Raw genomic sequence first — 22,304 nt, 5'->3', positions numbered from 1 at the left:
AATCATCTATTAGCGCACGATGAACATAGTTACATATTTAACTCCTGTAGTGTTTACCAAAAATAAAAGCTTTTAAGAAATCGGTCAACAATATAGAATTTCTTTTGAAAAGTAATATTTTTACAAAGGTAGATAATAAAGTTCGAAAGAAAAAGTAACATGAAACAAATAAAGGCTTATAATATCTTATTAGTAAAGCATAAGCATAGGTTCTTTCTTTCATTCGAAAATATGATTTTTCTTCTGATTCCTTCTCGAGTCTAGATAGGGAGTGCTCAAAGCCTTCAATCACGTTAAATTCAACCTGAGAGATGTTGTGAGTCCGAAAGAAAAAAGTCGTGTCGACACCATATAAATAAAACTTTTCATCAAATACAGAATCATATTTATCACTAATTTTTCCAATCACCTTGCTTCCCACTATGATTCCTGTGCCTATAGCTGTAACCTTATCCTGACCAGAAATTCTTTGTGGATGTTCAATTATACCGGAATTACACAATGGTCCCACTATCTCTCCATTGAAACGAATCATTGGTATGGTTACGTCATCTTTAGAAGCCAATAAGGTTTCTTCCAGATATACAGAGTTTAACGTAGAATCATCATCTAAAAATACATATTTATGACTAAACTGCATTGCTATAAATTTGTTATATATTTTGGCTAACGACTCGTTAGTTAACGTTTCTTTAATTACAACCATGAGACCTAGGTCTTGAAATGGTTTTATATCTTTATGACATAAGGGGCTGGGCCCATTGTTCCAAATAACCAACTTACAATTTATAAACTTAACATTAGACGAGATAATCGTATTTAGTGTAACCGAATTTATCACTTCTTTATTGTAAAGAAGAACTAGAATACTAACATTGTAATAATTTTCATCAGGCATTTCAGAAGTCACCATTTAAATTTTACTTTTAACTTTAAGATCTCTACCAAAGAATACAAATTAGACGGGCGCCATTGATACTTCAAAAAACACAAACAAAATAATGTTAGATAAAACGAGACTAAATAATAACATCCGAAAAATCGCCTCCTTGAAGAATCATTAGGTTAATATCAATTAAATAATTCGATAAGAAATTAACACAACTTATTTGACGCTTCAATTTTCTTAAAAAAATATTCACTTCCCACTTTATCACCTATATCACAAACGCATTCAGAAAGGCTTGAATTGATATCGATTTCTTTAAACCCTGGGTTTCTAAATTCTTGATTATCAGTTTTAAAAAGCAACACTTTCTGTTTATATAAGGATGCCTCAAAAAGAGCAGTTGAATTAAAACCTATAACTGCTCTATATCTATACTTAAGCAATGTTTCTTTAAGACTACTATTATTATCAATTGAAATATTATTTTTATACAACTCCATTTCTTGCATATTTGAAATAATCGATGGATGAGACCTTACAATGTACTCTTCATCAAATTTTTTTAAGTATTCAATAAGTTCTACGCACTCTTTTAAGTATATTTTTCTTGGTAGTAAAACCAATATCGCTTTGGAGACCATCCTTTCTGGAATATCCTCAACTGGATAACCATAAACCTTACACCTTGAAGAACTAGGAATAATATTCTCGACCTCTCTTTTGGAGTACTCTCCCCACATTATAATTTCATTGGCGCACACATTCTCATAGTTTATCACATCAATTGGCTTTTCATTAATATAATCAAAATAAATTCCATGCTGTAAACTATACGTCTGTATTTTTCGCTTCCTAAAATAGTAAGATAAAAAAGACTCGATTAGATATGAACTGTTAAATGCTATATATCTCTTACACTTTATGTCTTTCTTCTCTATTTCATCAATTACCTTAAACGCCAGGGAAACCCCAAGAACAAGAATTATTTTGTCGTTTATTTTACACTTTACATTTCTTAAGAAAACTGTAGCCCTAAAGGTAGCCCTTATTGATTCGAACAAATTATTAACTTTTCCATTTCCAGTACTTTCAATACGAACATACTGAGGTATAATATTAGGAAAGAACCTAGACATTAACTCATAATAATCATTTCTTTTGGTTGAATATGTGAGGATTGTATCACCAGAATTTAGATTAGGAAAATCCTTCACATTAAACAAAAAATAACTAACAAATAATCGTATTGATGGTTGCCAAACCATCCTAGCCAGATAACTACCTAAAACTAAGTCTAAGGGATAATCTTTATAATCAAAAAAAAACAATTTATTTTTTAACTCTTTATACCTATTGTATTTTTTGTTTTCAATCATATTAATTTAAATCTCCTTGCATAATAAACTCTAACCAACATACCTAAAAAGTCCGCAACCAAAACACAATAGATCATTGACTGAATAGTTACAACACCTAAAGAATATGTAGTGTAGTATGCTATAAAATACCCTATTGATGAAACAAAAATACCTATGTGCGCATAATTTTCTTTCCCTATTGCTGATAGAGCCGGATACCCCCAATAAGAAGAAACAATTACCATTAGTAAAGAAAAGTAGAGGAACACACTTAAGTCAACAAGAGTTGTTACGTCAAATGAAAATATTAATTTAAAGATTACTTCACCGTAAAACCAAACTATAGGGAAAGCAGCCAGATGTATGACAAAGCTTTTAATCGTTATATTTTTTATCAGCCGAAAATCTTTTGTTTTTACAGTAGATGTATATAAAACTCTCGCGACAGCGCCGATTATAGACTGCCCAATTTTGTATAATTGAATAGCAATGGAATAAATTGCGACCAATTCAACTGATAAGACCAGTGAAACAAAGTATGTACTTGACTGTTGGTATAGATTAACAAACAGCTTGGCACTATAAAAAGGAAAACCACCTCTCAATACAATTAAAATTTTTGAAAAGTTAATTTTGCATCTAACAAACTTGTAGTTACTAATAAAATAGCATATCAAAATAAAGCTAGATAGTATCGCAACAATAACTTGTATGAAAATCGCCTTTTCCAAACCATGAATTTCAAAGTTACAAAATAGCACCATTGAAACCATTATTATTTTAGTTAATAACTGAGCTTTGGTTAAAAACTTATAATCTTCTAACCCGCTTAGTATAGGGGTGATATTTATAAACTGAAATAAAATGAAAGCACAAAGTAGGACTTCTACAAAGCCAAACTCTTTTGAAAAATTAACTAAAATAATCGACGCGATAATGAAAACAATGAATTTTACAAATAAAAAGATGCAAAACAGAGATGATACCTTACTGGCATCATCCCTATGTACAGAAATTTCCTTTGCCAAATACATACCAAAACCAAGTTCTGCGAACACAACAAACAAGGCAGTTTTTGCTAATAGGGCAACATACACACCATATTCGGCCATCCCCAGCTCTGAAGTTAAAATCGGAATAGTAATCAATGGCGCTAAAATATTGAGGAGTGTTGCAAATATATTATTAAATATATTTGTTCTGACTATTTTTGACAATGAGATAATCCATAAAACGAAGTTGTTTATTAAACCTGAGCTACAGGCATAGTTATACTAAGAGTTAGATGCACCGAATAGCTTCCTATCTTTCGAGTATACGTATATATACGTTATCACGAATAAACTTTACCATTAGCACTTTAATAAATTACGCACCATAGTACACTAGGGTCAGTTCCTTAATTTCAATCCTTCATAATAAAAAATAATTAACAATTCCAATAAACATAATGTTGGTTTATCCCTATAGTACTCTCAGATTTAGAGTACGTATCATTTCATCTTCCTATATGATAGATGAAGCGATAATTTACCGACTCCCTCTCCAATTAAGTACGGAGCCTATACAATCGAAGAATAAGAGTAAATTCCAATAGCGGATTTATAATGGACTAATTTCACATACTATTTATATCAAAATAAATTAACTATTTTAACACTAGAATCCCGCTTGCTATCCTAGTAAGACCCCACTGTTAGAATAGGCCAAAACTACTTTTTCAACATCCTCTGGAATATCAATAGCTAATGAACCCGCTTCAACTTCGACCATATCAACTATATAATCGGTTTCTAAGAAGCGTAGTATCTCAATATCTTCTACTTGCTCATGACGTGTTTTTACTTTATTGCTGTAAAAAAATTCCAGCTGATCTTTTGAAAAGGCATAAATACAAACTTGCTTATAACCAAACTTATATTCTCCTGCCTTACTTTGAGGTATACCGGCTCGGCTCATGTAAAGTAGTTTACCTGATCGACTAAATGTAACTTTTGGCACGCTAAACGAACGAAATTCTTGCTCAGAAGTAATAGGACACATGGCATTTGTTACATTGCCGCTTTTTAAGAAAGCTTCAATGACGGTATTAATGTCAGCTGGATTGATGAGTGGTTCGTCACCTTGAACATTAACAATAAAATCACAGTTAAGTTGTAAGTTCGCTTCGGCAAGACGATCTGTACCAGTTAGACACTCAGAGCTTGTCATGACGACTTGTCCACCAAAATGCTCAACAGTGCTTTGGATACGCGTATCGTCAGTTGCCACATACACTTTTTCTTGCCCTACAGCTAAACAGCAACGTTCCCAAACGTGTTGTATCATTGGTTTACCACACAGATCTACTAATGGCTTACCAGGAAATCGGCTTGATTCATAGCGGGCTGGAATAACGACAGCGAAGGTTTTCTCATTGCTCATGATTAGAATCTCGTGGTTGAAAAATCATCGATAATCAAGTGCTGTTGCAACTGACATTGCTCAATCATTTTCTCTTTAACATTGGAGTAAGGTGCGTAGAACACAAATTCTATTTGGTTCCGTTTGGCTGATAACATATCTGATTCAGCGTCACCAAACATGATTGCATTTGTATTATTTTCTTGCTCAAGAATATAACGGATAAGCTCTGCTTTTGGCGTTGGTGAGCCGAACACACCATTAAAGTGAACATCTAAACCTCTCTGTACAAAAACATCTCTTAGTTCATTTTGTTCAGAGCCGCTTGCAACATATCGCTTGCCTTTACATTGATCCATAAATGCCATAAAGCCAGGTGTTATATCTGCTTTTAAATACAAAACTCGGCATTGTGTGGAGAAACTTGCCAGAATCAACTGCTCAAGTTCGTCTCTTTGCGCCTCTTCAACATCGAGGATACTATCGAGAAAGTGCCCGACATGGTGGAAACGAGATTTACCAAAGTTGTTACGAAAATAATTGACGCAATCATTGATAAGTTCATGGTTTGAGTAATGCGCCTCCAGCGCATTTCTCATTGCTTTAATTTTTAATTGGTTGGAATCTAAAATGACACCATCACAATCAAAAATGTATATATCATAATCACTTAATTGGGGCATATACAGAGCCTTTAGCAACCGGGTAGCTGGTTGGAGTCAAAGATGTTATTTCTAGGCTTTTCTCATGCGCATGGTAAAGATTCAAGATATCCACCATCTCTTGTTGACGAACATCATCTTGAGCGTAACCATCAAAACCAACCACTGAAATGGCGTTGACTTGTGATTCCAACAAAGCACCAAGGATGTAAGCTGTAGTAATATCGTATGGTGTCGTTGTATGAGTGCCTTGCGTTGCAAATGTCTCGTTTACAACCTCCAATCCATAATCAATTAAATTTAAACCTTCAAGTTCTGCCAACTCAGAAGCTGTAAAACGACATTTTGGGAGGATGATGGGTTTATCTAACCCTTTGTAGAGTTTCGATTCTGATAAAAACTTAGAATTGTGAGAAATAACATGGTAGTCAATTAATTCAGGTGCAATGTGTGCCGTAGTATTAATTGAGATAACCACAGGTTTAATGTTTTTAATGTACATCTCAATTGCGGATGCATATTTTGCTGTATTTGGAGCATTTGCGATAACAAGTACATCTTTCCCGTCAAAGAGGCCTTGCATATCTTGGCTTCCAGTCACTTCAGCTTTATTGTCAGAAAAGCTCAAAGCAGTGTTCAGCACCGCTCCATTGTATGATGTTGTGCCTTCTAGTTTGCTGAGGTAATCTATCGCTCCGATGATTTCATCGGTACCGTAGTGGGTATTTGAAAGTAGGTTTTGAATATAGGTTGGGTGTACATCATTTTGAGCACCTAGGAAGTACAATAAGCTACTCCCCCAACCGTATTCTTTTTGCATCGCTTCAAAATGACGAATAACGAGTTCATAGATTGGTTTTGGTTGATACTTAGATTCACTCTTATCTAGGTAAGCTAGCAAGCTTTCGGTTTGAGTGTTACCTGCACCACGACCCATACCTGTCACTGTCGTATCTAGCCAAGACACACTCGCTTCCATTGCTGAAAGAGTATTGTCTAAGCCTTTCCCCATGTTGTTATGAGTGTGGATACCCATAGGACCAGTCCAATGCGTACGAAGCGCAGCTACAATACGTTGAACTTCTTGGCCATCCATATTGCCGAGTGAATCAGCAAAATATAGGACATCTAATCCTTCCCAGCTCGCTGCTTGGCGAGCTTTATCGGCAATCACCTCATCAGGTTTACCACCGGCTTGCATAAGGTTGAAGCCGATTATGTAGCCTAGTTTCTTTAGGTGGGCAACGATCGGTGCTGAAAACTCGACTTCGTTAAAGTGTGCCGCAACACGAACCAAGTCAACTTTACTATTAGCGGCTGGTATGAATAAGGCGTCAATGGCTGCTTCAACTTGCATACCAGATTCTAAGATGGTCTTTGCATCGACCATCACGCCATAGGTAGGGCCTTCAGGTAGAGTCAAGGTATTAATGAAATCTTCCGTAGTATAAGCGAATGCGCCTAAGAACCCGGATTTAGCGAAGTTGCGTAAACCTAGTTCAACGTAGTCGATGTTCGCGTTTGCGACGCTGTTGAGGTATTGGGTAATGACTTCAGGTGAAAAGTCCCAGTTGTTGTAGTAACCACCATCACGAAGGGTACAATCCAAAATGGAAAAGTTCATATTTCTTCTCATTGTTAAAATTTAATTATTGCGTATCAGAGTTTATACCCCCTGATGCGCGGGAAAAACCCACGATCACACGGAAACCGCATGAACATCGCCGTCACGTAGGGCTTTCAAGAACCTTACTTAGGTAGTTTTCGTCCATTGCGCAGTTCATGCGCCTGCGTTTAATACCACCTTTAAAGGTGGTTTCGCTCTTTAATAGGTTCAAACACATCTGCCTGATCCTTGCAAAAGCCTCTGCCCAATCGTCCGCTCTAATACGTGAATTGTCCTCACAAAATGCGGTATCAAGCGACCAATGCATCGACTCAACCAACCAATGTGAACGCGTTGCATTTAACAATTTATTAGCATTTAAATTCTTCGAGCTAATGTAGTATCTCACCGTGATTTCTGACTCTTTCGCCACGGCCTCTTCTTGTCTCACAGAAACAACGATACCCATTGTTTTTAACTCTGGCCAATCAAACGCTAAATCACCTAAAACGCTTAAGCCTGTGTTGGTTAATGCCAACCTGGTTTCTTGTCTGCCGCGTGATTTTTCTTGCGTGCTATAAGAATCACCATCGTGTTTTTGTAGCATGCTCATATCGAAATAATTATCGAACGCTTGCTCCAAACGACCTTGATTTCCTTTCACCGCCAATAAGTAATCTGCGTTTTTGTTTAGTATTTTTTGAGCAATCTTCTTCTGACACCCATGGCATCAATAGTGACCAAACTACCTGACATATCAAGAAGTTGGAGCAACTCTTGGATAGCGGTGATCTCGTTGCTTTTTTCGTAAACTTTATGCTGTCCGAGACTAACCCCATTTTCTGTCGCAAAGGCGTTCACCATGTGAATAGCACCAAGGCTGCGAGAGTCATCATAAGAGCCTCTGACAGTCTTACCATCAGTAGCAATGACTTCACCTTTAGTTAGCTCACAGCAATCTTTCATCCACTCGATAAAGCATTTTTGCAGTCGAGTCGCATTAATCATTCCCATCGCTCTGGCTACCGTCGATGTTGAAGGTACACCATGGCTAAAATCACCAAATCGCTTCAAGAAATCTAACCGAGCCTCTCCGTATAAGCTAATCGCTTTCCAGTCATCTTGACCCGAAAGCACAGCACAAATTGTTAACAGAATGATATCAGTTAACTTGTGCTCGACTTTGCCTTGTTGTCGGTAATCTGGAATGACATCGAAATGCATAAATGGGTGCTGGTTACTCATCGTTGGACCTCCAATTTGTCTATGGAGGTATTAGAAAACACTGAAAATGATCTACAAATCGATCATCGGACAATTGATTGTTATACGATAACGCGTGCTAGTGAGGTTCAAAAATTGAGAACTCAATACGCCACGAACCCTTAAACATGGGAATATTCGTAATTTTCCCTTGCATCACAATCGCAAGCCTCTTATAGAAATTCATGTTCAGAAAAAGGTTTCGCATCACAATCTTTTTGAGATAAGGATAGTGGAATCAAAGGATCTATCGGCCACTCAATCTGAAGTTCAGGATCATTCCAAGCGATAGAATGCTCCGCAGACGGTGTGTAATAATCTGTACACTTATATACAAACTCAGCCTCAACACTTGTTACATAGAATCCATGTGCAAAGCCTTCTGGTACCCAAAGCTGGCGTTTATTCTCTGCCGATAGGTATACACCAACCCATTGCCCAAACGTTGGGGAGTCTCTGCGGATATCTACCGCAACATCAAATACCTCACCTGATACCACTCGTACTAACTTCCCTTGAGTATTTTCGGTTTGATAATGTAAGCCACGTAGAATGCCTTTTTTGGACTTTGAGTGGTTGTCTTGTACAAACTGCGCCAGTCTACCCGTTACCAGCTCTTCGAATTGCGTTTGATTCCAAGTTTCCATAAAAAAACCACGCTCATCACCGAACACTTGTGGTTCGATAATTTTCACATCAGGGATAATTGTTTCAATAACTTTCATGATTCTTGGTTCCTAGCTGTACGCTTTAATATTTTCTAATGCCGACAACCAATCACTTGGTTTTATGTCAAATACACTCAGTATTTTGAAACAGTTCAAACGCGAATTTGTTGGCCTAGGAGCTGGCAGTGGATATTGGTCAGCAGTAATCTCGTTGAGCTGTGGTTGTTTGTCTAGCACACCGTTTTTCTCAGCGGCCTCAAAAATGGCTTTGGAAAATTGATACCAACTTACATGCGGCTGCCCGGAAAAATGATAAACGCCAGATTGGTCTTTACCGCTATACTGGTCCATCATCATCACTAGCGCGTTGGCAATGTCACCCGCATAGGTTGGCCCGCCAAACTGGTCACCAATAACTCCGAGCTCGGGACGTTCTTTCCCAAGACGAAGCATGGTTTTTACAAAGTTATTACCGTGCTCTCCAAAGACCCAGGCTGTACGTAAAATCGCATAACGAGAACAATGCTCACCCACCGCCTCTTCACCAGCAAGCTTGCTTTGGCCATAAACACCTTTTGGGTTTGGAGTGTCGGTTTCCACATAAGGCTCTAGCCTCTCACCATCAAAAACATAGTCGGTTGAAATATGCAGAAGCAATGTATCTAATGATTGCGCCCCTTTCGCTAAGTAGAGTGGACCATCGCGGTTGATGGCATAACTCATCTCGATGTCTGTTTCCGCTTTATCAACCGCGGTATGGGCCGCGGCATTGATAATGACATCGGGCTTAAGTTCTGTCAGTGTGGTTTGTACCTGTTGTTCATTCGTAATATCAAGTTGGTCGCGATCATAAGCTACTACCTCAACATCCTTACGCTCAGACAATTGATTCACCAAGCATTGCCCTACCTGACCCTGGCTTCCGGTTATCAATACTTTCATCACGACACTGCCTTGTTACTTTTCTCACTAACCAATCGAGTCAAATATTGGCCATACTCGTTTTTCATCATTGGCTTTGCGATCTCTAGCAATACTTCATCACTTAACCAATGGTTACGCCATGCAATTTCTTCAAGGCAAGCAACTTTCAACCCTTGAACATTTTCAATGGTTTGAACAAATGATGAAGCCTCATGCAAACTTTCGTGAGTTCCTGTATCAAGCCATGCGAAGCCACGACCTAACAACTCTACATTTAAAGAGCCATCTTTTAGGTACATCTCATTAAGTGTTGTGATTTCAAGCTCACCACGGTGAGAAGGCTTGACTTGCTTGGCCATTTCGACAACACGATTATCGTAAAAATAGAGTCCCGTTACCGCATAGTTTGATTTAGGCTTTTCAGGCTTTTCTTCAATCGAAATGGCCTTCATGTTTTCATCAAATTCCACCACTCCAAAGCGTTCAGGATCTTTGACTTGATAGCCAAACACGGTGGCAAGCCCCTGCTTAGTTAACTCACCTGCACGTTTAAGCTGTTCACTAAACGACTGTCCATAATAAATGTTGTCGCCGAGCACTAAACACACTGAATCATCACCAATGAACTCTTCACCAATGATAAAGGCTTGTGCTAAACCATCTGGGCTTGGCTGTACTTTGTACTCAAAGTTAACACCGTAGTCTGCCCCATCACCCAGCAATCTCTTAAAGCCAGCTTGATCTTCTGGTGTTGTAATAATTAAAATATCACGAATACCCGCCAACATGAGCGTAGAGATTGGGTAAAAAATCATTGGCTTGTCGTAGATTGGTAGCATCTGTTTTGATGTACCACGAGTAAGCGGATAAAGACGCGTGCCTGAGCCACCCGCTAAAACAATCCCTTTCATTATTTGCTTTCCTTAGCTTCTGTTGACTCTACACCTAAACGTTCACGTTGATAACTGCCATCTTGTACATGTTGACACCACTCGCTGTTGTCCAGGTACCATTGAACGGTTTTCTTTAACCCGGTTTCAAAGGTCTCTTCTGGCGTCCAATTTAACTCTCGTTGCATCTTGCTAGAATCAATCGCATAGCGCCTGTCATGTCCAGGCCTGTCTTGCACATAAGTGATTTGCTCTGAGTACGCGGTATCTTTCGGCACTAATGTATCTAGAATCGAACAAATGGTTTGCACCACTTCTAGGTTTTGTTTTTCGTTATGACCGCCAATATTGTAGGTTTCGCCTACCTTACCTTCGGTCACTACTTTGTATAATGCACGTGCATGATCTTCTACATATAACCAATCACGGATTTGGTCACCTTTGCCATAAATTGGCAACTCTTTACCATCCAATGCATTTAGAATTACTAATGGAATTAACTTCTCTGGGAAGTGATACGGGCCGTAGTTGTTTGAACAGTTAGTGACGATAGTTGGTAAGCCGTAAGTACGAAGCCATGCGCGAACTAAATGGTCGCTCGATGCTTTAGATGAAGAATATGGGCTTGATGGCGAATATGGCGTTGTTTCGATGAACATTGGCAAAGTCGCACCTTCAGGCGCTTCATCTGGGTGCGTTAAATCACCATATACTTCGTCTGTTGAGATGTGATGGAAACGGAACGCTGCTTTAGCATCAGCATCAGCATCAGCATCAGCATCAGCATCAAGGGTATTCCAGTATTCACGAGTTGCTTCTAATAACGTATAGGTGCCAACAATGTTGGTTTCGATAAATGCTGCTGGGCCAGTAATAGATCGGTCAACATGAGACTCAGCAGCTAGGTGCATAACTACATCTGGTTTATGCTGTGCAAGTACTCGGTCAAGTTCTGCACGGTTACAAATGTTTACTTGCTCAAATGCATAACGTTCATTTGAATCAATTGAAGTAAGTGACTCTAAGTTGCCTGCATAGGTTAGGCAGTCCACATTGATTACTGAGTCAGTGGTGTTTTCAATAATATGGCGAACTACTGCAGAACCAATAAAGCCTGCACCGCCTGTAACGAGTATTTTCATAAGATTAACCTATAAATCCTTTATACCAAGGCATTGCTTTGTTAATACCACCGGCAATTCTAAATTCTGGAGCGTAGCCTAACTTTTCTTTTGCTTTGGTAATATTTGCTTGTGAGTGCCTCACATCACCTGCGCGAAAATCACGGTATGTTGGTGTAGTCTCCAGACTAAGCCCTAATCCATTAAGTGCATTTTGAATTGAAGCGTAAAGCTCGTTTAGGGTTGTTCTGTCACCCAACGCCACGTTATAGACTTCATCTTTCACATCATCATTTGCCGTAGCGGCCAGAATGTTCATTTGAATCGTATTATCGATAAAGCAAAAATCTCGGCTGGTTTCGCCATCACCATTAATGAACACCTCTTCACCTTGAATCATTGATGCTGTCCACTTCGGAATCACCGCTGCATAAGCACCGTTTGGATCTTGGCGAGGACCAAATACGTTAAAGTAGCGCAAACCGATAGTTTTAAACCCATAGGTACGAGCAAACACATTCGCATAAAGCTCATTCACGTACTTGGTTACTGCATAAGGAGATAGTGGATTACCGATATTTTCTTCAACCTTGGGCAGCGCTGGGTGGTCGCCATAAGTCGAGCTGCTCGCCGCATAGGTAAAGCTTGTTACTTGCTCTTCTTTGGCAGCAGTGAGCATATTAAGAAAGCCCGTGATATTGGCAGCATTGGTAGTAATTGGATCAGCGATAGAACGTGGTACGCTGCCTAATGCAGCTTGATGCAATACGTAATCCACGCCTTTTACGGCTTCTTGGCAATCTTCATAGTTTCTGATGTCACCTTCGATAAAAGTGAAGTTACCCCATAGTGAATCTTCTACTAAGCCTTGTACTTCATCTAGGTTGCGCTGATGCCCGGTAGCAAAATTATCTAAGCCAATTACTTTTTGATTTAACTTTAATAATGTTTCAAGAAGGTTTGAACCGATAAAACCAGCGACGCCTGTAACAAGCCACGTTTTAGGAGACCCCAGTAACTCTGTTTTAATTTTTTGATATTTAGACATGCTGAACTCAGATATTTTATGCAGATAAAGAAGAGATAGCATCAAATGTTTTTGATATTTTGACGCTATTGATTGGTATTGCTCGAGAGATTTGGACTATAAGCGCATATCTACGTCTGATTTTTCCAGTACGTATTTAAGATCGTAAAGTACGTGAGATTCTTTACCTAGTGCGCGTATTTCTGCTGCGCCCATTTCCTTAAACTCATTATGACCTACTGCCATGATGATGGCATCGTAGTGGTTTGGTTTCGGCTGTGTTAACGATAATCCGTATTCATGTTGCGCTTCTTCGTTTGAGCACCACGGATCTACAACATCAACATTAATGTTGTATTCCTTTAACTCAGAAACAATATCCACCACTTTGGTATTGCGCAGATCAGGGCAGTTTTCTTTAAACGTTAAGCCCATGACTAGTACATTTGCCCCTTCAACGTGGATACGCTGTTTTAGCATCTTTTTAACCAGTTCAGATACCACGTGTTTGCCCATGTTATCGTTTAGACGACGACCGGCCAGAATCATCTCTGGGTGGTAACCTACCGTTTGCGCTTTATGAGTTAGGTAGTAAGGATCCACGCCAATACAATGGCCGCCTACTAGGCCTGGGCGGAACGGGAGGAAGTTCCATTTGGTGCCGGCCGCTTCTAATACTTCTAATGTATCAATGCCCAACTTGCCAAAAATAATCGATAACTCGTTAATTAGGGCAATGTTTACGTCACGTTGCGTGTTTTCAATAACTTTGGCCGCTTCTGCCACTTTAATGCTAGAAGCTTTGTGGGTACCCGCTGTGATAATGGTTTTATAAAGTTGGTCAACAAACTCCGCCACTTCATCATTAGAGCCACTAGTGACTTTTAAAATGTTGGTTACTCGGTGCTCTTTATCGCCCGGGTTAATACGCTCTGGTGAGTAACCAGCAAAAAAGTCTTTATTAAACGTTAAGCCAGAAACACGCTCTACCACTGGTAAACACGCTTCTTCGGTCGCGCCAGGGTAAACCGTTGATTCATAGATAATCACATCGTCTGGACGGACAATAGTACCCAGCATTTCGGACGCTTTAATCAGTGGGGTAAGATCCGGCTGTTTATGTTGGTCAATGGGCGTTGGCACGGTGACAATGTATACATTACAGTGAATAAGATCATTCACTTCCGCACTATACGTTAAGTGTGTCGCTTGCTTCAGCTCTTCTGAAGAGCACTCTAACGTCGCATCCACCCCATTATCAAGTTCCGCTACTCTGCCTTGGTTTATATCAAAACCAATAGTGGGAATGTTTTTGCCAAATTCGACTGCTAGCGGTAAGCCGACATACCCTAACCCAATAATGCCAACTCGGGCATCTTCTAACGATAGTTTCATTATTATTAACCTAGATTTTTCAAACTGAAATTGGAATACCTTGAGGTTATTAACCATCAAGGCATTATTATTTTTATAAAATAAAAGAGAGCAATGGGGGCATTATTTAGAATCGCTTGAATATGAATAATTATAATAACCGTATCCATATGAGGTTGAGGCTTTTCTTTCTATAGCATTGAAAATTACCCCTTTGACTTCTATTCCTGCCTGTTGGAAGCGACCGCGCGCCACTTCTATCTCTTTAATGGTATTTTGCCCAAAGCGGGTAACCATGAGTGTTGTGCCAGCAAACGCACCTACAATACTTGGGTCCGTGACAGCAAGAACTGGTGGTGTATCAATGATAACCAGATCATAGTTTTCAGAACTCCACTCAATGAATTCTTTGAAGCGAGGGTGCATTAATAACTCAGACGGGTTGGGTGGAACCTGGCCTCGAGTGATGACATCTAGGTTTTCAATACTTGAAGCCTTAATGACTTGCTCAGTTGTGAGCTTTCCACTTAGTAACTCAGATAGCCCGTCATCCCACTTTAATCCAAACTGGCTTTGTAAATACCCTTTACGCATGTCGGCATCCACTAACAGCACTTTTTGTCCTGTTTTCGCTGCGACAGCAGCAAAGTTGGTGGAAATAAAGGATTTACCAATACCTGGCGCAGGACCCGAGATCATCAATATATTATTTTTTGCTTCCATCATGGCAAAATGAAGGCTGGTTCGAAGACCACGCAGCGCTTCAATAGACAAATCAGCGGGGTTCGACTCAGCCAAAAGTTGTACACTTGTTGAAGGTGAGCCTTTTGTGAGCATCGCGCTTAGTTTAAGTTGCAAGTCAGAACGCGGTACGCTGGCATAAACTGGAAGACCAATGGCTTCTATCTCATCTGGTGCTTCTATTCCTTTATGAAGCAGCGCACGGACAAGAACAATGCCAATCGCCAACATTAGGCCTGCCAGCATGGCTATCGCGACAATAACTTGTTTCTTAGGTTTGACCGCATGTGTATAAGACTGCGCCGTATCGAGAATTCTTACATTCCCTACCGTTCCTGCTTTAATAATTTGCAGCTCTTGTGCTTTATTAAGCAACTGGAGGTAAATTTGTTGATTCACCTCTACGTCGCGGGTTAAGCGTAGTACTTCTCTTTGGGTTTGAGGCAACGTTTGAATCTGCTTTTCAAGCCTCGCTCTCTCATTTAAAAGCGTTTTTCGCTTATCAAGTAATGATAAGTAGGCTGGGTGGTCTGGGGTAAAACGCTGGCTAATCTCGCTTTCTTTAAATGTTAATTCATTTAACTGAGCTTCAAGGCCAATCATTCCTTGCAGTGTTGTACTGGCTTCTAGCGTTAAATCAACTGAACCGTTTTCAAGTCTGTAGTTATTCAGTAGATCTTCAGTTTCAGTAAGTTTCGCTTTGATACTAGGCAATTGATTTTGAAGAAATGTTAGGCTTTTTTCAGCTTCTGCCGATTGGCGAGCCACATTTTGCAGGAAGTAATTTTGGCTAATATCATTTAAAAGACGTACAAGCTCTGCTTTGTCTTCCCCTTCCATAGAAAGTTTCAGTATTCCAGTTTGGCGACCTTCCTCTGTCACATGAAGCATGGCTTTTAAGCGATTAATGGCGTCTATTCTAGCCACTTGACCAATGATAAACTCTTGCCCTTCTTCTCCGGAGATCACAGAAACAAATAATTCAACACCATTATTATTTGCGACTTCACCCGCTTTGCCCGACAGAATCAGCTTTTTGTTATCACCGCCCGTATATAAATCATACTCTTGAGCTTCCCGGTCGGTAAGCACAAGTGTCATTGCACCATTAGTATTAAACGCCCCATCCTGATCGACTTCAATACGGTTAATTTGTATGTTCGCTTGGTACCCAGAAAGTCGTGCTAGCCCTTTCCCAATAACAGCGGTATGAGAGGGGGACACCACTGTGGTTAAATTTAGCTTATCGACGGTTTCACCCAACACAAGACGTGAACGAATAATCGCAATTTCTGTTGATGATGACGAGTCCTGAGAAAATGCATCCCCAAACCCTTCTCCGATCATAGAAGAAATGCCACCACTTTTTTTCTCAATTTGTACCAGTGCGTCAGCTTGATAGATAGGCGTCGATAGAACCGCATACGCCGTACCAAGCAACGTAAATAAGAACACACAGCCTATAATTATCCATTTGGAATCGAGTAAAATGCCGACGAGTTTCCCTAAATCAATGTTATCTGGGTGGGTTGAACCTTGTTGTTGATGTGTTTGCATGTTTTTTCCTGAGGGACTGCTAAGCAATTTGGTGATGTTGAGGGCTAGGTAGAAGGCATTACATAAGAGAGCGCTACGCTAATTTTTTGTGCCATTCTTTTGCTGCAAGATCTATTAATTCAAAGGCATAATCAAATGCCTCTTTGCTCTGCCGGTACGGGTCTGGAATGTCCTTTTGCCCAATCCATTGCCCAAATAGCATGGTTTTACCCCGAGCTTCTGGCGCGATGCTCGTTAGCGCTTCAAGGTGGCCTTTTTCCATCACTAGAATCAAATCATATTCCATGCACAACTCGCTCGTTAGCTGTTGCGATTGGTGATTAGCTAAAGTGACTCCATGCTCTAGAGCAACAGCAGACGCCTTTTCATCGGCTGGCTTACCCACCAAACCACTTTTTTCAGAGGCCAATCCCGCGGACGCTACTTTTTTATTCGGTAACATTTCCGCCAACATACGCTCCCCTATAGGAGAGCGACAAATATTCCCCACACACACAACCAACACTTTATCAAACATAACGTTTACTCATGACTCTACTTCTGCTTCGCTTTGTATTACGACTCGTCTTAATCCCAATTTCTGATTGATAGACCAGTATCACTTAACAATTTAACCCCTTGGACCGTTGGTAATATCTGCTGTATCACTCGGTTCCAACGTGCAACTGGCGCTGCGGTTACATATACTACGTCGTAAGACTCTAATTTAAATTCTGTTCCTAACACTAATGCACTCGAATCAGAGATATCTAACTGATAAATATCGGCAACCTTTTCAGATTCACCAATTTGTCGATTAGAACGGATAACAAAAATACCCGTTGGATTGGCGGTTGCTTCATTAATTCCGCCAGATTCAGATAAGGCTTCGGTTAAGCTCATGCCTGCACGATCAATTTTGAGTACTTGAGGACTGGCCACTTCGCCTAACACAAACACTTTTTGAGCGTCATTTCGCGGAATATGAACAATATCACCATTTTGCAGTAAACGGTTTTGAGTTAGGTCCCCTCTTTGCATTAAAGCGTAAAGAGAAAGGCGTTCTTCTACACCATTTCTAGTTAAGGTCACGTTACGCCAATCAGCATCCGTTTCAATTCCGCCGGCTTTATTTACGGCATCCAACAATGTCATCGGTATGTTGGTTACCGCTTGGTAATCGGCGGTATCCACCTCTCCCGTCACATAAACTCGCTGAGAGCGGAATGCCGCAACATTCACATCTACTTGAGGGCTTTCAATATACCTTGCTAATCGTTTAGCGACATCTTGACGAATTTCCCTCACCGTTTTGTCGGCAACCTGAACAATACCAATGTATGGGTAAAATATGGAACCATCAGAGTGAACACGGTTACCTGATTCACTTGCACTTCGATAAGAACCGGCAGGAATGGTTAGCTCAGGGTGGTCCCAGACTGTGATGTTAAGAATATCACCAACCCCCACTTTGTATTCATAACGAGCCACTTCTAAGGCCAGCTCTGGATTAGGGCGACTTGTCGGTTCTTGAACTTTGAATTCCGCAACACGGGCAGGGGTTAAAGGGTAAACATCAACAAGGTTTGCTATATTTGTATCTTTGTCGGCAGCTTGTTGTACGTTTTTATCATCCAATGACAAGTTTCCACCAGGCACCGTACAACCGGCAAGCAACAATGGAAAGAGTGCCGTAATGGTGAGTTTTTTAACGTTATTCATGAGGTGTTATTAGTTCCTGGGATTGGGTTCCTAGTTCCTGGAGTAGAGGAAAAGCTCTTTGTTCCTGGAAATATTGTCCTTTGGGGTCTATTGTTCTGGGGATGGCTTTTATTATCAAGGGTTACGTGATATTTGCTTACGAATTTGAGCAGCAGATCGTCATGCGTTGAAAGACGCTACCGCCCGAAGGTGTTAAGCATATAACCCTATTATGCATCCGTTCTCATTGGTCACTTCCTCCAAGGAAGTGCGTGCCCTACTAGCATAATGAGCTAGTATGACGATGTTGTGTCATGTGTTTAGGTATCTAAGCCCTGAAATCGATACTACACGAATAGTCATGCGATCTAGGTTCAATTTCTTGGGCTGTATTATCCACACTCATCTATCTATTACAATGAATAAGTTACTTGTTGTATATCTTGTTTTTATATGCACTTAATGACACCTTTGAGCCAGTCTTAAAAAACGCTACCGCCCTTCGGTGTTTTGCACATAACCGCATGGTGCTTTTTTAGGGGATTGTATGTGAACACGTAGAAACATCCAGTTACATGCTATGCATAAAACGGATAGTTGAACTTTTTACTGACATAGGGAGGTAGTGTTAAGGCAATATTTTTATTTATTTTAAGCCATGTTGCTCATTAACACTTACTATCTAATATGAACGTCACTGTTCTACATCGATGCTTTTGCATTCTTATGTGTTGTCTATCCTTACCGCTTCTATTATTTATAAATCACTCAAAAATAGAAGCGTTATTTTGACACAAAATAGAACTAAGATCACACTGTTATTATCTTCAATCCGTCCCTTTTTATTCCACCTTAATATACCCGTGTTTAGCCTCTCCAAGTAAGCAGATAAAGACGATTTCCACACATATTTCACACCGATATTTATTTTTTGTGGATCCGTGGTATCTCGAAAAAGCCATGTATCCCTGACAAGAGCTCATACATGGCTTACAATTTTCGACTCAATCAAAGCAACTACAACTAGGAAATACAACCAGGAAATACAACCAGGAAATACAACCAGGAACTAAGAACCTAGACTGCCCTTCCCTAAAAGCCGCTTTTTCTATTCAACCTCACTCGGCCTCTGCAACCAAGGCGATCTCGCATCCGTCAAATTAAACAACTGATACTTACGGCTTAGCATCTGGCCTCCGTCTCGGGTAATTGGTTGCCATGAAATATTGGCACGGTTAGCGCTAGGTTTGACTGTCATGATATCAAAAGGAATAGAGACATAGACTCCTTTCGTGAAACTGCCCTCGCCAAAATCTTCAGTGCTCATATTCGTGAAACTGGCGTAGGCCCCTGCAATCACACCACTATCAAACTGCTTGGAGAAGTCGACACGCGTACCTAAATCACCGGCGAGAAATTTACCTACTCCAACCTTCAACAAAGTATTGTCAATGAAATTCCATTCTGGCATGTAGTAGCCTGTTAAGAAACCGGTTGTTCCTTTAGGTAGCACTTTATAATATCGGCCGTCGCGTTCACTGTATTGTTGCTCTTCAGTAAATACACCAAACCAACTATCGGGGTCACGTTGCGATACTAAATTAACATCGGCTCCTATGGCCCAGTTTTGGTTAAGCGGTCGGTACAAGACTTCGCCACCCGCACCGGCAAACATGCTTTCTAAATAGCCACCATAGGCTTGACTGTAAAAGCCATTGCCCAGTTCATCTAACCAAGTTAATTGTAGGTTGTTCATACGAACTGGGTTGTCTGTCACGTATGAGCGAAACAAGGTTCGCACTCTAGGTACGTCGGTGCCATCGGGTGGCACTTCGTACGTGAAGCTGTCGTAGTTATCAACAACACTAAAATGTATCCCACCAGACACGTTAAAATTACGGGTCAGCCAATATTCAGCCCCTACATCCACACCGATTTCAAATAAGTAGAAGTTTTCTGCTGAACCAAATGATTGTGCCAACGTAGGGGAGATATAATAATCAAAAGCATTAAAACCGTCATAGACCGTTCTTTTGTTTGTGCTGTCACTTAAATTAATCTCTTCTCGCCCGGTTGCGGCATCGTCAAAATTTTCATCAATGCTTTGATTTAGTGCGATGGTTTGATACGTTTTCGCATCAATAGTAGTCGACATCATCGGTATATTTTCTGCCGTTTCGACAATTTCATACGTCTTGATATTAGCTGGCAGCGTGCTGCTTAAGATCGCTGCTGCACGCTCTTGCGCTTGAGCGCGATCACGGTATTTGTTTTGGCTCGCGGAAATAATCGCTTTATCACCTTCTACCGCAATAGTTGCGTCTTTGTAGCCGGCATTACTTTCTAACTGATTCGCTAACGTTGGCCAATCGACGTCTTGTAATTTTGTTACGGCATCATTGGGTCTTGGTTGTACTTCCGGCTCATCTAACCAGACCGCTTTCATATCATTAAAGTTGGTACGCAGGGTGACACCAAGCGCTAATGTGTTGCCACGCTCATAGCTCGCTCGGGCATCTCCCCAGTTCCCTAACCGATACAACACGCCCACATTCCATGGCGTCGCAGGTGTCATATCACTATGCCCTTGGACATGAGGGGCGTCTTGCGAGTAATCGTTACTGTCGTACTCTAGTTTAAAACGTAGTGGTTGCCATGGGGTTTGGTACTCGATCCCGCCAAACAATGCGGCAGGCCCTCGGAACCAGCGGTCATAATTAGCTTGCCCCCCCCCGCTTTTTCCATCGGTTGGTCGTTCACAAAAACCATCACTCACTTGACAAAATGGGTTGGGTATATTGTCTCTTGTGCCTAGGTAACCCCACCCCATTCCGAGCGTAAAATCGAAATTTTCATATCGTTTCGTCGCAGCAACAAACTCGCCGTCAAACAAACCGGTGCCACCAAAATCACGGAACCCGACCGATGTTTCAGGTAAATAATCTGTTTCTTGCCAAAGTCGAACCTTAAAGTCGATACCTTTATCAGCCCAATCTGTATCTCCACTAAAGCTTGGATCATTACTGTACGGGATCCCTTGAACGATGGTGTAGCGAATGGTGGTTTCAAGCCAAGGCATTAGCTGCAAGCTCACATTATATTTATGATAATCGTTGTTCCAATTACCATTAATGCTGAATTCGCCTTCGCGTGCCATTCGCCCAGTTGGCATTTGCATCAAACCCACGCCACCAAAGTCAGACTGAGAAGGTGTCAGTGTGGCGGGTTCAAACGGGTCTGCCGATACTGAGCTGCTTAATACCGCACTGATTGATAACGAAAGAACTGCGAGTGCCGGTAAGGAAGCCGTGATCTTATTCATTGTTGTGGGTTACCTTATGGCGGTATAGCTGAGTGAGGTCGTCATTGAGCGTAGACAATTCAGATGGTACTGAATCAAAAGGAATAAAGACTAATGCGCCAGGCGCAAGAAAATGAGGTGTGAAATTCCAATGCCCGTAAGCTGCAGTTTGTGCTTCACCATCAGGCTGAATCACTATGGCTTCACTATCACTGGCTGAATTAAGACGAACATCCCCTAGCACTCGGAAGTAGTCGGCAAGAAACCATTGTGCTCGATGAGGGCGAGACTCCACATGCTTGATCGCCCCAACAAAATTCACGTTGTCGTTTCTTACCCCAATATTCAGTTGATATTGCCCATTGAGTAACGGGTTTTCTTTCAGCTGCGACTGCACAACATCGTAGTCAAGCGAGGTAAATTCACGGTAGCGAAATTCAGCAGCGTTAATTTGCTCAGCAACGAGATTCGCTTGTTGTTCTGGGTCTTCTTCTTGAAGCATCGCGAGTTGTGACAATACATTTTGCTTGAGTGCCTCTACCTTGGCTTGCTTTTCAAGATCAAACAATTGCGCTTGTAACGGCTCAAAATTTACGCCCTGGTTTGCTGCTTGTAATTGAACATCTTTCAGCACGGTTTCTAGACGCGCTGGTTGGTCGTAATCCAAACGAACGCCTTGTTCGGGAAGCAATACTGACAGCTCTGACTGTGTTGAAGAGTCAGACGCGATGGCAGAGTAAGCAAACAGGGATAGTGAGATTGCTATTAGTTGTTTTTTACATCCTTGGAGCATGGGGCTTCCTTGGTGGTTTAGGGATGGTCCTGTGGTCCTGTGGTCCT

Annotated in this window: 17 protein-coding genes and 1 pseudogene; all 18 read right to left on the bottom strand. The window is 40.8% G+C overall.

Annotated features, from left to right (window positions below; translation table 11 throughout):
• Nucleotides 1-37: 37 nt before the first annotated feature.
• Nucleotides 38-913, bottom strand: coding sequence for a hypothetical protein (locus tag AB4405_RS15080; protein WP_372061606.1), 876 nt, complete (start codon nt 911-913; stop codon nt 38-40).
• Nucleotides 914-1,095: 182 nt separating this feature from the next.
• A complete protein-coding gene (locus AB4405_RS15075) occupies nt 1,096-2,265 on the bottom strand; it encodes a hypothetical protein (RefSeq protein ID WP_372061605.1) in 1,170 nt (389 codons plus the stop codon).
• Nucleotides 2,262-3,464 (bottom strand): oligosaccharide flippase family protein, encoded by a 1,203-nt coding sequence (locus tag AB4405_RS15070; protein WP_372061604.1) that lies wholly within the window; start codon nt 3,462-3,464, stop codon nt 2,262-2,264. The genes AB4405_RS15075 and AB4405_RS15070 overlap by 4 nt, the downstream gene beginning before the upstream one ends.
• Before the next feature lie 457 nt (nt 3,465-3,921).
• Nucleotides 3,922-4,671, bottom strand: coding sequence for a 3-deoxy-manno-octulosonate cytidylyltransferase (locus AB4405_RS15065; RefSeq protein ID WP_372061603.1), 750 nt, complete (start codon nt 4,669-4,671; stop codon nt 3,922-3,924).
• A 2-nt stretch (nt 4,672-4,673) separates the two neighbouring features.
• Nucleotides 4,674-5,333, bottom strand: coding sequence for an HAD family hydrolase (locus tag AB4405_RS15060; protein WP_372061602.1), 660 nt, complete (start codon nt 5,331-5,333; stop codon nt 4,674-4,676).
• On the bottom strand, nt 5,317-6,936 hold the full coding sequence (locus AB4405_RS15055) for an aldolase catalytic domain-containing protein (protein ID WP_372061601.1): 1,620 nt from the start codon (nt 6,934-6,936) through the stop codon (nt 5,317-5,319). Before AB4405_RS15055 ends, AB4405_RS15060 begins: the two co-directional genes overlap by 17 nt.
• A 103-nt stretch (nt 6,937-7,039) precedes the next feature.
• Nucleotides 7,040-8,163, bottom strand: a pseudogene (locus AB4405_RS15050) (ISAs1 family transposase).
• Nucleotides 8,164-8,354: 191 nt separating this feature from the next.
• Nucleotides 8,355-8,906 carry a dTDP-4-dehydrorhamnose 3,5-epimerase gene (rfbC, locus tag AB4405_RS15045; protein WP_372061599.1) on the bottom strand — a complete coding sequence of 184 codons (552 nt, stop codon included), beginning with the start codon at nt 8,904-8,906 and terminating at the stop codon, nt 8,355-8,357.
• Between the two features lie 12 nt (nt 8,907-8,918).
• Entirely contained in the window at nt 8,919-9,791 is an 873-nt protein-coding gene (gene rfbD, locus AB4405_RS15040) for a dTDP-4-dehydrorhamnose reductase (protein WP_372061597.1), read from the bottom strand.
• The gene (gene rfbA / locus AB4405_RS15035) at nt 9,791-10,684 is read right to left on the bottom strand and encodes a glucose-1-phosphate thymidylyltransferase RfbA (RefSeq protein WP_372061596.1); all 894 of its coding nucleotides are present in this window, start codon (nt 10,682-10,684) and stop codon (nt 9,791-9,793) included. Before rfbA ends, rfbD begins: the two co-directional genes overlap by 1 nt.
• Nucleotides 10,684-11,805, bottom strand: a complete 1,122-nt coding sequence (gene rfbB / locus AB4405_RS15030) for a dTDP-glucose 4,6-dehydratase (protein ID WP_372061595.1) — start codon at nt 11,803-11,805, stop codon at nt 10,684-10,686. The genes rfbA and rfbB overlap by 1 nt, the downstream gene beginning before the upstream one ends.
• Nucleotides 11,806-11,809: 4 nt before the next feature.
• Nucleotides 11,810-12,832, bottom strand: coding sequence for an NAD-dependent epimerase/dehydratase family protein (locus tag AB4405_RS15025; RefSeq protein ID WP_372061593.1), 1,023 nt, complete (start codon nt 12,830-12,832; stop codon nt 11,810-11,812).
• Nucleotides 12,833-12,928: 96 nt separating this feature from the next.
• On the bottom strand, nt 12,929-14,206 hold the full coding sequence (tviB, locus tag AB4405_RS15020; protein WP_372061592.1) for a Vi polysaccharide biosynthesis UDP-N-acetylglucosamine C-6 dehydrogenase TviB: 1,278 nt from the start codon (nt 14,204-14,206) through the stop codon (nt 12,929-12,931).
• A 102-nt stretch (nt 14,207-14,308) separates the two neighbouring features.
• Nucleotides 14,309-16,483 (bottom strand): polysaccharide biosynthesis tyrosine autokinase, encoded by a 2,175-nt coding sequence (locus AB4405_RS15015; protein WP_372061591.1) that lies wholly within the window; start codon nt 16,481-16,483, stop codon nt 14,309-14,311.
• A gap of 73 nt (nt 16,484-16,556) precedes the next feature.
• Nucleotides 16,557-17,000 (bottom strand): low molecular weight phosphotyrosine protein phosphatase, encoded by a 444-nt coding sequence (locus tag AB4405_RS15010; protein ID WP_372061590.1) that lies wholly within the window; start codon nt 16,998-17,000, stop codon nt 16,557-16,559.
• A gap of 50 nt (nt 17,001-17,050) precedes the next feature.
• Nucleotides 17,051-18,184, bottom strand: coding sequence for a polysaccharide export protein (locus tag AB4405_RS15005; RefSeq protein ID WP_372061589.1), 1,134 nt, complete (start codon nt 18,182-18,184; stop codon nt 17,051-17,053).
• Between the two features lie 1,087 nt (nt 18,185-19,271).
• Nucleotides 19,272-21,485 carry a YjbH domain-containing protein gene (locus AB4405_RS15000; protein WP_372061588.1) on the bottom strand — a complete coding sequence of 738 codons (2,214 nt, stop codon included), beginning with the start codon at nt 21,483-21,485 and terminating at the stop codon, nt 19,272-19,274.
• Nucleotides 21,478-22,304, bottom strand: an 827-nt coding sequence (locus tag AB4405_RS14995) for a capsule biosynthesis GfcC D2 domain-containing protein (protein WP_372061586.1), incomplete at its 5' end; no start/stop codon positions are given. The genes AB4405_RS15000 and AB4405_RS14995, both read right to left, overlap by 8 nt.

The organism is Vibrio sp. 10N.261.51.F12 (genome assembly GCF_041471725.1).
Lineage (GTDB): Bacteria > Pseudomonadota > Gammaproteobacteria > Enterobacterales > Vibrionaceae > Vibrio.
This window is presented reverse-complemented; position numbering and strand designations above follow the sequence as displayed.